The organism is Stenotrophomonas maltophilia (assembly GCF_023518235.1).
GTDB lineage: Bacteria > Pseudomonadota > Gammaproteobacteria > Xanthomonadales > Xanthomonadaceae > Stenotrophomonas.
Genome location: NZ_CP090423.1, coordinates 4,460,131 through 4,473,852 on the forward strand (window position 1 = coordinate 4,460,131; position 13,722 = coordinate 4,473,852).

Annotated in this window: 10 protein-coding genes; 8 read left to right on the plus strand and 2 right to left on the minus strand. The window is 69.4% G+C overall.

All coding sequences use genetic code 11. From position 1 onward, the window contains the following. The first annotated feature begins 80 nt into the window (after window positions 1–80). From LZ605_RS20735 to LZ605_RS20745, 3 genes are read left to right on the plus strand one after another with little or no spacing between them, the layout of a single operon-like run. A complete protein-coding gene (locus LZ605_RS20735) occupies window positions 81–6,641 on the plus strand; it encodes an Hpt domain-containing protein (RefSeq protein WP_249843153.1) in 6,561 nt (2,186 codons plus the stop codon). Continuing rightward, window positions 6,628–7,974 (plus strand): chemotaxis protein CheB, encoded by a 1,347-nt coding sequence (locus tag LZ605_RS20740; protein WP_249843154.1) that lies wholly within the window; start codon window positions 6,628–6,630, stop codon window positions 7,972–7,974. The genes LZ605_RS20735 and LZ605_RS20740 overlap by 14 nt, the downstream gene beginning before the upstream one ends. After that, on the plus strand, window positions 7,971–8,435 hold the full coding sequence (locus LZ605_RS20745; protein WP_249843155.1) for a chemotaxis protein CheW: 465 nt from the start codon (window positions 7,971–7,973) through the stop codon (window positions 8,433–8,435). Before LZ605_RS20740 ends, LZ605_RS20745 begins: the two co-directional genes overlap by 4 nt. 129 nt (window positions 8,436–8,564) lie before the next feature. On the opposite strand, the gene LZ605_RS20750 is transcribed toward LZ605_RS20745, so the two are convergent. Together LZ605_RS20750 and bioA are read right to left on the minus strand one after the other, a co-directional pair. Next, window positions 8,565–9,302 (minus strand): 16S rRNA (uracil(1498)-N(3))-methyltransferase, encoded by a 738-nt coding sequence (locus LZ605_RS20750; RefSeq protein WP_249843156.1) that lies wholly within the window; start codon window positions 9,300–9,302, stop codon window positions 8,565–8,567. Further along, a complete protein-coding gene (bioA, locus tag LZ605_RS20755) occupies window positions 9,293–10,684 on the minus strand; it encodes an adenosylmethionine--8-amino-7-oxononanoate transaminase (protein WP_249843157.1) in 1,392 nt (463 codons plus the stop codon). The genes LZ605_RS20750 and bioA overlap by 10 nt, the downstream gene beginning before the upstream one ends. 77 nt (window positions 10,685–10,761) lie before the next feature. Between bioA and nudE the strand changes: the two genes are divergently transcribed. The 5 genes from nudE (at window position 10,762) to LZ605_RS20780 (ending at window position 13,696) form a co-directional block, all read left to right on the plus strand. After that, on the plus strand, window positions 10,762–11,325 hold the full coding sequence (gene nudE / locus LZ605_RS20760; protein WP_107231815.1) for an ADP compounds hydrolase NudE: 564 nt from the start codon (window positions 10,762–10,764) through the stop codon (window positions 11,323–11,325). Then, window positions 11,322–12,125: a 3'(2'),5'-bisphosphate nucleotidase CysQ gene (cysQ, locus tag LZ605_RS20765; RefSeq protein WP_249843158.1), complete on the plus strand. Its 804-nt coding sequence runs from the start codon at window positions 11,322–11,324 to the stop codon at window positions 12,123–12,125. The genes nudE and cysQ overlap by 4 nt, the downstream gene beginning before the upstream one ends. 13 nt (window positions 12,126–12,138) lie before the next feature. After that, the gene (mazG, locus tag LZ605_RS20770; RefSeq protein WP_249843159.1) at window positions 12,139–12,975 is read left to right on the plus strand and encodes a nucleoside triphosphate pyrophosphohydrolase; all 837 of its coding nucleotides are present in this window, start codon (window positions 12,139–12,141) and stop codon (window positions 12,973–12,975) included. Further along, the gene (locus LZ605_RS20775; RefSeq protein ID WP_107231818.1) at window positions 12,972–13,301 is read left to right on the plus strand and encodes a YnfA family protein; all 330 of its coding nucleotides are present in this window, start codon (window positions 12,972–12,974) and stop codon (window positions 13,299–13,301) included. Before mazG ends, LZ605_RS20775 begins: the two co-directional genes overlap by 4 nt. Before the next feature lie 92 nt (window positions 13,302–13,393). Beyond that, on the plus strand, window positions 13,394–13,696 hold the full coding sequence (locus LZ605_RS20780; RefSeq protein ID WP_249843160.1) for a DUF962 domain-containing protein: 303 nt from the start codon (window positions 13,394–13,396) through the stop codon (window positions 13,694–13,696). Window positions 13,697–13,722 lie beyond the last annotated feature (26 nt).

Here is a 13,722-nt window from a genome sequence, read left to right on the forward strand (position 1 = left end):
AGGAATCCCTCGATGAAGCATTTCCATTCCCCACGCCAGAACTCGCGCGGCCTCCGCGCGGCGGCGAACGGAGCGCGTCCATGAGCAGTCTGCGCGATGCGATGAGCCACGCAGCGCTGGGCTGGGTCAAGCCCGAGCTGGACGAGACCCTGCGCCAGGTGCGCAATGAGGTCGAGTACTACGCGGAAGATCCGACCGATGCCAGCCGCATGCGCATCTGCGCCGGCTATCTGCACCAGGTGCAGGGCACCCTGCGCATGGTCGAGCTGTACGCCCCGGCGATGGTGGCCGAGGAGCTGGAACAGCTGGCCAACGCCATCGGCGGCGGCCATGTGTCCGATCGCGATGAAGCGTGCGCGACCCTGATGCGCGGCAGCGTGCTGCTGCCCGACTACCTGGAGCGTCTGCAGAACGGTCACCGCGACATCCCGATCGTGCTGATGCCGCTGCTCAACGAGATCCGCGCCGCGCGCGGCGAAGAGGGCGTGCATGACAGCGTGCTGCTGGCCTTCGCGCCGGACAGCATCACCGCCACCGAAGCCGAGCTGGACCATGCCCGTGGCAGCCTGAGTGGCCGCAACCGCGAGCTGCTCGATACCGTGGGCAGCGCGGTGAAGGAAGAACTGCTGCGCATCAAGGATGCGCTGGACCTGCACCTGCGTACCGGCGGCGCGCCGGAACAGCTGCAGACCCAGGCCAACGAGCTGGGCGCGGTGGCCGATACGCTGGGCATGATGGGCCTGGGCGTGGCCCGCGGCGTGGTCGTGCAGCAGCGCGACGCGCTGCGTGGCGTGGTCGAGGGCCGCCAGCAGATCGACGAGAGCCTGCTGCTGGATATCGCCGGCGCGCTGCTCTACGTCGATGCGTCGCTGGATGACCAGGTCGCCCACCTGGGCGCCGGTGGCAGTGGTGAGGACGACCCGAGCGCAGTGGAAAACCGGCGTACGGTGGAGGTGCTGGCGCACGAAGCCATCGCCAATTTCGCCGCGGCGCGCGAACACTTCGTCGCCTTCATCGAAACCAGCTGGAACCATGCTCAACTGCAGGACGTGCCGCGCCTGCTCGGCGATGTCGCCGGTGCGCTGCGCATGCTCGATCTGGGCACCGCCGCCGACTACCTGCGCGGCGTGCAGCAGTACATCGAGGCCGAACTGATCGGCCGCCAGCGCGTGCCCAGTGGCCGCCAGCTGGACACCCTGGCCGACGCCATGGCCAGCCTGGAGTACTACCTCGAAGCCCTGCGTGACCGCCGGCCGGGCCGTGAGGACATTCTTGAAATCACCCGCAGCAGCCTGGAAGCACTGCGCTACTGGCCACTGCCCGAGCGCACCGCCAGCGCACCGGCGGCCGCCACGCTGCAGGCGGTCGAGCGCGAGCCGATCGACCTGCACGGCAGCCCGTTGCAGCCGGAGCACGTTGATATCCCCGTGCAGCAGGCCGCTCCCTCTCCGGGCGCGGTGCCGCTGCCGCTGCCGGACTTCACCTTCGATCCGCCGCCGGTGGTGGCGGACAACCCGCTGATGTTCGATGCTGCCGGCCATTCGGTTGCCGCGGCCATCGCAACGGCGTCCACGACCGATGCCGAGTCGCCGCTGGTGTTTGCTGCCTCCAGCGCGCCCGCACCGGAGGTGCCGCAATGGGACCTGGCGCCGTTCTATCCGGATGCCGAACCGCTCGCGCCGTCTTCCGACGAACGCAGCCCGACCTTCGCCAGCTTTGATCCGGTCAGCTTCGAGCTGGCCGACGCCGGGCAGGACGCCACGCCGCAGTGGACGCTGTCCGAAGCGCCGCTGCCGGTGCAGGACGAGGTCTCCACGCTGGTGGCCGACGACGCGGTTGCCGCACCGGCAGCCCGTGTCGCCGCGATCGATGCCGCACCCGTGTTCGATCCGGTGATGGCCGAGCACGACGCGGCTGCCGCGACCGATGAGGTGGTGTTCCGCTTCGACGCCGACGCGCTGGACAATGCCGACGACGTGCTGTCGCTGCATGCGATGGAGACGCTGGCGCTGGAGGACGACACCGGTCTGCATGTGCCGCTGCAGCAGGTCGATGCCGAAGCCGCCTTGCCGGTCGACGACGTGCCACTGGCGGCGGTAGCTGATGCCGCTGCCGACGGGCTGCCGGCACCGGCGGTGTCGGTGATCGACATCGACACCATCGCCCCGATTGATTTCAGCGAAGCCGACGCCCAGTTCTTCGCCGAGCTGAGCGCGGCTGCGGCCGACTTCGACCCGCAGGCGGCGGCTGTACCGGCCGATGCCGGAGCCGGCGCCGCGACCGAAGCCGGCTTCGAGGCCGGTTTCGATGACGATGCCGAAAACATCGACGAGGACATCCGTGAGGTGTTCCTTGAAGAGTTCGATGATGAGCTGGCCAACCTCGGCGCGCTGTTGCCGGCGTGGCGCATGCAGCCGGACAACACCGACCGGCTGCGTCCGATCCGGCGCATCTTCCACACCCTGAAGGGCAGTGGCCGCCTGGTGGGCGCACGCACTCTGGGCGAGTTCGCCTGGAAGATCGAGAGCATGCTCAACCGCGTGCTCGAGGGTACGCGTCCGGCCTCGCCGGCGGTGCTGGCGATGGTCGATCATGCCCATGCCGCGCTGCCGCAGCTGAACGCCGCGTTGCGCCATGGCCAGCGCATCAGCGTCGACCTGCAGGCGATGCAGGCCATTGCCGACCGCGTGGGTGCCGGTGAGGAAACCTTCTACGTGCCGCTGCCGGTTGCGGCCGCGCCTGTCGCACCGAAGGTCGAGGCCGAGGTAGAGGGCGAGGATGAGATCAGCCGCCTGCTCGAGGCCGAAGCCATCGCTTCGACGCAGCCCGGATCGGAGGCGGACCCGGCGCTGGAAGCGGCGGGGACGCCGGCCAATATCGACAGCGTGCTGCGCGAGATCCTCGAAGCCGAAGTCGAGGTGCACCAGACGACGCTGCTGAACTGGCTGCGCTCGGCCCAGCACGCGCCGCAGCCGGTCAGCGATGCACTGCTGCGTGCGGTGCACACCATGAACGGCGCCTTCGCAATGACCGAGGTGCCGGAAATCACCGCGGTTACCGGCGGTGCCGAGTCGTACATCAAGCGTGCCTTGGCCGCAGACGTGGTGCCGGGAGACGAGGGCGTGTCCGCGCTGGATGCCACCGCGCAGGCGATCACCGCCACCATGGAGGCGCTGCAGGCCGAGCAGCCGCGCATCGCGCCGCAGCCGGCGTTGGTGCAGCGCCTGCTGGCGCTGGCCGGCGAGCTGCCCGAAGCGCGTTGGCCGATGGCCGGGTTGGAAGAGGACGAGGGCGATCTGGCGCTGGACGCGGACGCCGACGTCGATGCGCAGGCCGCGCCGGAACTGGAGCCGGTTGCAGCCGATGCTTCGCCGGAGCAGACCACCGCGCCGGTCGAGGAGAGCGATCTGCAGGTCGTCGAACTGACCGGCAGCGATGATCTCTCGCGCTACTTCGACGCTGCATGGCCGTCGGAGCCTGCCGAGGGCGAGCCTTCGGCGGCCGTCGATGAATCGATTGAGATCGATCCACTGCAGGTGCAGGGCAGCGATGCCGACATCGCCGAAGACGTGCTGGAAGCAGCGCCCGCGGCGTCGCTGGTCGACGCGGCTGACCTGACCGTGATCGATGACCTCTCGCCGTATCTCGATGCCAGCGCGCTGCCGGTGGATGACCGCGATGTGGACGAGTCTGTCGCGGTCGACGAAGTTGACGCAATTGGCCTGAATAGGCGTTCGCCCGGCGACGTTGAGGTTGCCGACGATGAAGGCCACGACGACGCTGCTGCACTGCCACTCGACAGCGAGCTGTCGAGCCTGCAGGATGAAATGGCTGCGCCGGGGTTTGCCGAACCGGTCTCGCTGGAAGCCGCGCTCGAGGCCGGCCTGCACGTGATCGACGAAGAACAGCCCCTGGCCGACGACGGGCAATGGCCCGTGCTCGGCCTGCAGGCCAGCGAACTCGCGCCGGGCGAGGCAGATGCCTTTGCCGAGGATGCGGACGTCGGCGGGGCGGCGGCGGTCGGTGAAGGAGAGAGCGCCGACCAGCCGTCCCCGGCCACGGTGGATGAAGACAGCGCCGCAGACGCACCGCAGGACACCCTCGCGCCGGTGCGCTTCTTCGAACTGGAAGAGGCGCCAGGCCAGCCGCGTCCGGCGGCTGATGCACCCACCGCTGAGGCCTTGGTGCCGGTCCTGCCGTCTGCTGACGCCGCCACGATCGACGCAGCGGTCATCGCCGCCACGGCCGCCCCGGCGCTGGACGACAGCGCCGATGCACTCGACTTCAGCGTGTACGACCGCGAACTGGTCGACATCTTCGTCGAGGAAGGCAAGGATCTGCTTGACCACTGCGATGGCCTGATCAGCGAGCTGCGCGACGCACCCCAGGACCGGGAGGCGCTGGCAGGACTGCAGCGCGACCTGCACACCCTGAAGGGTGGCGCGCGCATGGCCGGCATCAACGCCATCGGCGATCTGGGCCACAGCATCGAATCGCTGCTGGAAGCAGTGGCCGCCGGCCGTACCGAGATCGAGCGCCGCGACGTGCAGCTGCTCGAGCGCGGTTTCGACCGTCTGCACCAGATGTTGACCCGTACCGGCGCCCATCGCGTGGTGGAGCCGGCGCAGGACCTGGTGGAGGCATTTGAGGTCCGCACCACTACCGATATCGCCGCAGCCGCGGCGGCTGCCAGCGCAGCCATCGCGACCGGCGTCGAGGAAACCGCATCGGCACCGGTCGCAGGTTCGGTGCCGGCACTGCTGGATGCGCCGTTGTCGGCACCGCTGCCGGTCGAGGGCGTGGTCGATGAAGATCCGCTCGCGCGTCCGCAGCAGGAACAGGTCCGCGTGCGCGCCGACCTGCTTGATCGCCTGGTCAACCATGCCGGTGAAGTGGCGATCTACCGCTCGCGCCTGGAACAGCAGCTGGGTGCCTTCCGTGGCGCGATGGGCGAGCTGGAACGCACCAATGCGCGACTGCGCGACCAGCTGCGCCGCCTCGACCTGGAAACCGAGGCGCAGATCGTCGCCCGCTACCAGCGCGAGCAGGACCAGGCCGACCAGAAGTTCGATCCGCTGGAGCTGGACCGCTTCTCCACCCTGCAGCAGCTCAGCCGCGCGCTGAACGAATCGGCGGCCGACCTTGGCGGCCTGCAGGGTGTGCTGGACGATCTGTCGCGGCAGTACGATTCGCTGCTGCAACAGCAGTCGCGGGTCAGCTCGGAACTGCAGGACGGCCTGATGCGTGCGCGCATGGTGCCGTTCGATGGCCTGGTGCCGCGCCTGCGCCGCGTGGTCCGCCAGTCCGGCATGGACACCGGCAAGCAGGTGCACCTGACCCTGGAAGGCACCCACGGCGAACTGGACCGCAATGTGCTCGACCGCATGGTCGCGCCGCTGGAACACATGCTGCGCAACTCGGTGGCGCACGGTCTGGAAGCGCCGGAACAGCGTCGTGCCGCCGGCAAGCCGGAGGAAGGCGAGATCGCCATCCGCCTGCATCGTGAAGGCTCGGAAATCGTGCTGGAAGTGGCCGATGACGGCGCCGGCCTGGACCGCGAAGCGATCCGCCGCCGTGCCATCGACCGTGGCCTGCTGGGCGCCGACGCGCAGCCCAGCGAACAGGAACTGGACAACCTGATTTTCGCCTCCGGCTTCAGCACCGCCGACCAGGTCAGCCAGCTGGCCGGCCGCGGCGTGGGCATGGACGTGGTGCGCAACGAAGTACGCCAGCTCGGCGGCTCGGTCGACATCCAGTCGGTGCGTGGCCAGGGCGTGCGCTTCACCCTGCGCCTGCCGCAGACGCTGGCGGTCACCCAGGCGGTGTTCGTGCAGATCGGTGAAACCACCTTCGCCGTGCCGGTGGCCTCGGTCAGTGGTATCGGCCGCCTGTCGCGCGAGCGTTTCGAAGCGGCCGACAGCAGCTACCGCTACAGCGGCGAAGACTACCCGCTGTACGACCTCGGCAGCCTGGTCGGGCAGGCCCCGGCGCGTGCCGATGGCCAGGACCAGGTGCCGCTGCTGCTGGTCCGCGCCGGCGACCTGCGCGCTGCGGTGGCGATCGACCAGGTGCTTGGCAACCGCGAAATCGTGGTCAAGCCGGTCGGCCTGCAGATCGCCTCGGTACCGGGCATCTACGGCGCCACCATCACCGGCGATGGCCGCGTGGTGGTGATCCTGGACGTCGCGCCGCTGGTGCGCCGTTTCCTGGCCAACCCGACGCTGCCGGTGCTGGCCAACGCGCCGCGCCAGGAGCGCCAGGTGCCGCTGGTGATGGTGGTGGACGACTCGCTGACCATGCGCAAGGTCACCGGGCGCATCCTCGAACGCCACAACTTCGAGGTCAGCGTCGCCCGCGATGGCGTGGAAGCGCTGGAACGGCTGGAAGAGCGCGTGCCCGACCTGATGCTGCTGGACATCGAGATGCCGCGCATGGATGGCTATGAGCTGGCCACCGCCATGCGCGCCGATCCGCGCTACAAGGATGTGCCGATCGTGATGATTACCTCGCGCAGCGGCGACAAGCACCGCCAGCGCGCCTTCGAGATTGGTGTCCAGCGCTACCTGGGCAAGCCGTACCAGGAGTTGGACCTGATGCGTAACGTGTACGACCTGCTGGGGATCGCCCGTGTCCGTGAGTGAAGCCCATCCGGCTCCGGCCGTTGCCCTGCTGGCCCGCCCTGGCGCGGCGCGCGAGCGCCTGCGTGAGGCGCTGGCGCACGCCGATGTGCAGCTGGTGCTGGAAGACGATCCGAACGGCCTGGAACCGCAGGCGCTGCAGGCCGCGCATCCGCAGTTCGTGGTGATTGCCCTGGAGGCCGCCATCGAGGATGCGCTGGAGCGCCTGGAGCCGCTGCTGTCCGCGCCGGACCTCACGCTGGTGTTCGATGAAGCCGAACTGGCCGCGCGCCGGGACGGCTGGGAAGCGCAGCGCTGGGGCCGCCATCTGGCTGCCAAGCTGCACGGCCACCAGCAGGTGCTGCCGCCCGGCGCAGAGGAAGAACCGAGCCTGCAGCTGGAACCGGGTCACCCGGCGCCTGCACCGGCACCGCGCGAGGAAGCCCTGCAGCCGCACCTGGACCAGGCCGCAACCTGGGCCGACGAGGTGCCCGCGGACGGCCTGTACTCGCCACCGGCGCAGCTGCGCGAGCCGATCGCGCTGGAGCAGGCGTTGTCCGCACTGCAGCCGGTGCTGCCCGAACTGCCTGAAGCACCGCCGCTGCCTGTGCCGCCGGAGGTCACGCCCGCGCTCCCGGTGGCGCCGCCGATTTCCTTCGACCACACCGCGTGGTCGCTGGTCGAGGACACCTCGGGCGACCACGCATCTGCCGACGGCTCGCGCGACACGGCGGCTGAACAAGCATCGCCCGCATTCGATACCGATCACCTGAGCCTGGTCGATCTGGACGCGGCGGCGCCGGTGGGCGCCCGCGCTGCATCGTTGCTGGTGCTGGCCGGCATCGGTGGCCCCGACGCGCTGCGTCGCCTGCTCGGCGCGCTGCCGGCCACGCTCAGCGTGCCGGTGCTGGTGCATATGCGCCTTGATGGGGGCCGTTACGGCAACCTGGTCAAGCAGATGGCGCGGGTGTCGCCGCTGCCGGTGCAGCTGGCAGAAGCCGGCCAGCGCGCCGTGCCCGGCGAAGTGCACGTTCTGGCCGATGACATCGGCGTACACGTAGCCAGTGATGGCCTGCATTTCCGGACCGATGCCGACGGCATCGCGATCGCGGCGCTGCCGGCCGAGCACACCGCGCTGGTGCTGCTCAGCGGTGCCGACCTGGGCCATGTCGGCCCGGCGCTGGATCTGGCCGCTGCCGGTGCGTGGGTGGCCGGGCAGGTTGGCGAAGGCTGCTATGACCCGGCTGCAGCCACGGCCGTGGTTGCCGCCGGCGGTGTGCCCGGCGAGCCACAGGCGCTGGCGCAGGCGATTGCTGCGCGCTGGGGCGGGGAAGACGACAACGGAGAAGCACCGTGAGCTATGCCAGCAATGATGAAATCCGCGGCGTCCTGATCCAGGCCGGCAATGAGCGCGTGTTGCTGCCCAATGCTACGGTGGCGGAAATGATGTCGCGCGTGCCGGTGCAGCCAGTGGCCGATGCGCCGCGCTGGCTGGTTGGCGAGATCGGCTGGCATGGCTGGCAGGTGCCACTGGTGTCGTTCGCGCGCCTGTCCGGGCTGGGCGAGGAGGCGGTGGCCGGTCATAACAAGGTGGTGGTGCTCAAGGCCCTGAGCGGCAACGTCCAGCGCCCGTACTACGCACTGCTGACGCAGAATTTTCCGCAGCTGATCTCGGTGCCGCGCGACGGCCTGCTGGCCGACGCCTCCGAGGAGACCCTGCCGCAGATCGTGCATATGCGCGTGCTGCTGGGCGAGCAGAGTGCGCTGCTGCCGAACCTGGATGCGCTGGAAGCGGCGCTGGATTCGCTGGCCGCCTGATCGGGAACCCGCCTGGCATGGCCCGGCGCTACCGGAGGCGTTCCGGATTCCCGGGAGTGCCGGCCGCTGGCCGGCAACCTCATGATCCCGTGGATGCCGGCCAGCGGCCGGCACCACCACGAATCGGTGTTACCCCAGATCCCCCAGCGTTGCCTGCAGCGCCGCGATCGCGGCCAAGCCTGCGGTTTCCGTGCGCAGGATGCGCGGGCCCAGCTGCAGCCCCTGGAACCCCGCCGCCGCCAGCTGGTCACGGTCGCGCGGTGACCAGCCGCCCTCCGGGCCAATCGCAATCACGATGCCACCGGCCGGCGCCGCATCCAGCGTCGACAGGCGATGCGCGCCCTGCGGGTCCAGGGTCAGCCGCAGGGTCTGGGCCGGCAGCGCTGTCGCCGCCTGCGCCAGCGACAGCGGCGAACCGACCTGCGGGATGCGTGCGCGCCCGGACTGGCCACAGGCCGAGGTCACCACGTTGTTCCAGTGCGCAACCCGCTTCTCTGCGCGGGCGGCGTCGAGCTTCACCTCGGTGCGTTCGGCATTGACCGGAATGATCGCTGCCACACCCAGTTCGGTCGCCTTCTGCAGGATCAGGTCCATCTTCTCGCCACGGGCGATGCCCTGCAGCAGGGTGATCGCCAGCGGCGATTCGTTGTCCACCGCCTGCACCGCGTCGATGCGCGCCTGCACCTCGCGCTTGCCGGCCACGGTCAGCGTCGCGCTGTAGTCGTGGCCGTCACCGTTGAACAGCACGCAGCTGTCACCTTCGCGCAGGCGCATCACGCGGACCAGGTGGTTGGCGGCTTCTTCGGGCAGGGTCACGGTCTGTCCGCTGTGCAGCGGCAGGTCGATGGGGCAGCGGGTCACGCGCATGCAATGGCCTCGTCAATGGCGGCCAGCGTGGTATGTGCCAGCAGCTCCAGTTGTTGATCATCCACACAGTAGGGTGGCATCCAGTACAGCACGTCGCCCAGCGGGCGCAGCACCACGCCGCGCTTCAACGCGGCCTTGTAGGCGTGCAGGCCCAGCCGCAGTGCCGGGTCGAACGGCGTGCGCCTGTTGCCGTCGCGCGACAGCTCGAAGGCCACCACCATCCCGGCCTGGCGCACGTCGGCCACGTGCGGGTGGTCGTTGAACGGTGCGGCCAGCGTGCCCATCACCGAAGCGATGCCACGGTTGCGGGCGATCACATCGTCGTCGCGGAAGATGTCCAGCGTCGCCAGCGCAGCGGCGCAGGCCAGCGGGTTGCCGGTGTAGCTGTGCGAATGCAGGAAGGCGCGCTCGCGTGAATCGTCAAGGAAGGCGTCGTACAGCGCCTGCGTGGCCAGCACCGCGGCCAGCGGCAGGAAGCCGCCGGTCAGGCCCTTGGACAGGCACATCAGGTCCGGCATCACCCCGGCCTGCTCGCAGGCGAACAGGGTGCCGGTGCGGCCGAACCCGGTGGCGATCTCGTCGGCGATCATGAACGCGCCATGTGCATCGCACAGCTCGCGCACCCGCTGCAGGTACACCGGGTCGTGCATGCGCATGCCACCGGCGCATTGCAGGCGCGGCTCCAGGATCACCGCGCAGATCTCACCCGGATGCTGGTCGAACAGCGTGGCCAGACCATCGGCGGCCTGCCGCGCACGGTCGGCGGCACTCTGGCCCGGCTCGGCCAGGTAAGCGTCGGGTGAGGGGGCGAACAGGCCCTCGGCCAGCAGCGGGGCATACACGCGCCGATACAGCGGGATGTCGGCCATCGCCAGCGCGCCGAGGGTCTCGCCGTGGTAGCCGTTCTCCAGCGCGACGAAGCGGGTGCGCCGTGACTCGCCACGGTTCTGGAAATACTGGAAGGCCATCTTCAATGCCACTTCCACGCCGGCCGAACCGTTGTCGGCGTAGAACACCTTGGCCAGCGGCGCGCGGCCGGGCTGGCGCGGCGCCAGCGCCAGCAGGCGCTCGGCCAGGGTGATCGCCGGCTCGTGGCCGAAGCCGGCCAGCATCACCTGTTCCAGCTGCCCGGCCTGGGCGGCGATGGCGCCGCCGATGCGCGGTTCAGCGTGGCCGAACAGATTGGTCCACCAGCTGCTGACCGCGTCCAGGTAGCGGTTGCCATCGTGATCGATCAGCCATGCGCCTTCGCCACGGGCGATCGGCACCAGCGGCAGGGTGTGCGGGTGCTCGCGCATCTGCGTACACGGGTGCCACAGCACCTGCAGGTCGCGTTGCCGCCAGTGCTGGGCCAGCGGGGAGGGGGTTGGGTCTGCTAGCATTTCGGGCTCATGAACATGTTGCTGCCTGCACATTCTATCGGCCCCGGCGCGTGCGCCGGCCGCCGCGGAGTTTCCGCATGAACGATGACCGTGGCGGCCGTCGCTTGCCGATCATCCATCGGATCACCGACGAGGAGAACGGCCCCTTCCAGCGCCAGCACCTGGACCTGGAGTTCTCCAATGGCGAACGCCGGCGCTTCGAGCGCCTGGTCAGCCGCGGCCATGGTGCGGTGGTGGTGGTGCCGATGCTCGACGACCAGACCGTGCTGCTGGTGCGTGAATACGCAGCGGGCATGCACCGCTACGAGCTGGGCCTGGTCAAGGGCCGGATCGACGCCGGCGAGAGCCCCGAGCAGGCCGCCGATCGCGAACTGAAGGAAGAGGCCGGTTATGGTGCGCGTCGGGTCGACGTGCTGCGCGCGATGACCCTGGCCCCGACCTACATGAGCCACCAGTCGTGGCTGGTGGTGGCCCGCGACCTGTATCCGGAGAAGCTGGCCGGCGACGAGCCGGAGGAACTGGAAGTGGTGCCGTGGAAGCTGGCCGAGCTGGACCAGCTGATGCTGCGCGAGGACTTCTCCGAGGGACGCTCGCTGGCGGCGCTGTTCATCGCCCGGCAGTGGCTGCAGGGAAGCCGATGATCAAGCTGACCACGGACCTGCGCGAGACCGCCATCGCCATCGCCCAGCAGGCCGGGCAGGCCATCATGCAGGTGTATGCCGATGGTTTCGAGGTGCAGGTCAAGGCCGACGACAGCCCGGTCACCGCCGCCGACCTGGCCGCCAACCAGGTCATCGAGCAGGGTCTGCGCCAGTTGACCCCGGACCTGCCGATCCTGTCCGAGGAGTCGCTGCAGGTGGGCTGGGAGCAGCGCCGCCACTGGGGCGCGTACTGGCTGGTCGACCCGCTCGACGGCACCCGCGAGTTCGTCAAGCGCAACGGCGAATTCAGCGTCAACATCGCCCTGATCTACCAAGGCGCACCGGCGTTCGGCGTGGTGCTGGCGCCGGTCACCGGCATCGTCTGGCACGCCATGCGCGGCGAGCTGGCCTATCGCCGCCAGGGCCTGCACGACACCGTGCTGCGCACCCGCACACCGGCCACCGCTCCGCTGCGGGTTGCCGCCAGCCGCTCGCACCGCTCGCCGCAGACCGAGGCGCTGCTGGCGCGCATGGGGCGCATCGAAACCATCGCCCAGGGCTCGTCGCTGAAGTTCTGCCGGATCGCCGAAGGCGGCCTGGACGTCTATCCGCGGCTGGGCCCGACCTCCGAATGGGATACCGCCGCCGGCCAGTGCGTGCTGCACGCCGCCGGTGGCGCGGTACTGTCGGCGGCAACCGGCAAGCCGTTCCGCTACAACCGCCGCGAAACCCTGTTGAACGGCGATTTCATTGCCCTTGGTGATACCAGCCTGCCATGGCGCGACTGGTTGTCCGATTGACCCTGGAGGCCGCATGAGCGCGCACGACACCCCCACCCCCGGCAGCGCTGCCCAGGAACTGGAACGCCTGCTGGCGATCATGGCGCGCCTGCGTGATCCACAGGGTGGCTGCCCGTGGGACCTGGAACAGAACTTCGCGACCATCGCTCCGTACACCATCGAGGAAGCCTACGAGGTGGCCGATGCGATCGACCGTGGCGACCTTGACGATCTCTGCGACGAACTGGGCGACCTGCTGCTGCAGGTGGTGTTCCATGCGCGCATGGCCGAAGAGCAGGGCGCCTTCGCCTTCGCCGAGGTCGCGCGCGCGATCAGCGACAAGATGCAGCGCCGCCACCCGCACGTGTTCGCCGATGTCAGCGTCGACGACGCCGACGGGGTGATGCGCAACTGGGAGGCGATCAAGCGTGCCGAGCGTGCGGCCAAGGGCGAGCAGGACCCCTCCGCGCTGGCCGGCATCTCGCGCGGCCTGCCGGAATGGCAGCGGGCGGTGAAGCTGCAGTCGCGCGCGGCCAAGGTCGGCTTCGACTGGCCCGGTCCGCTGCCGGTGCTGGACAAGGCCGCCGAGGAGCTGCAGGAACTGCGCGAGGAATTCGAACGCGGCGACATTGCCGGCAACAAGGCACGGTTGCAGGAAGAGCTGGGTGATCTGCTGTTCGTCTGTGCCAACCTGGCCCGGCATGCCGACCTCGATCTGGGCGCCGCGCTGCGCGGGGCCAACCACAAGTTCGAGCGCCGCTTCCGGGCGATGGAAGCGCAGGCGGCAGTGCAGGGCGGAACGTTGGCCGCACTGGATCTGGATGCACAGGAAGCGCTGTGGCAGCACGCCAAGGCAGCGGAAAAGGCGTGAAGACGCTCGGCCTGTTCCTGCTGACCGCGCTGGCCGAGATCGTCGGCTGCTATCTGCCGTGGCTGTGGCTGCGCAAGGGCGGGAGCGCCTGGCTGCTGCTGCCGGCGGCGGCCAGCCTGGCCCTGTTCGCCTGGCTGCTGACGCTGCACCCGACCGCCAGTGGCCGCGTGTATGCCGCCTACGGTGGCGTGTACATCGGCACCGCGCTGTTCTGGTTGTGGCTGGTCGATGGCATCCGCCCCAGCCGCTGGGACCTGGTCGGCGCCGCGCTGTGCCTGGCCGGCATGGCGGTGATCATGTTCGGCCCGCGCGCCGCCGCACCGTAGCGTAGGGCGTGCTCGACGGTTCCATGTACACCGGCAGCGTAGGGGCCGCGAAAGGCGCATCATGGGCCTGACCATGGCCCCGGAGCATGCCGATGTCGCGCTTCGCCAGCTTCCGCGAGTTCTATCCGTTCTATCTCAGTGAACACCGCCATCCGGTCTCGCGCCGGTTGCATTTCATCGGCAGCTGCATGGTGCTGCTGCTGGTGGCCGCCGCCGTCCTGCGCGGTCAGCCGATGCTGCTGCTGCTCGCCCTGCTGTGCGGCTACGGCTTTGCCTGGGTCGGCCATTTCTTTTTCGAGAAGAACCGCCCGGCCACCTTCCGGCACCCGCTGTACTCATTCATCGGTGACTGGGTGATGTTCGCCGACATCCTGCGCGGCCGGGTGCGCTGGTAGCGCTGTGTGCACGCCGCATTCACGCG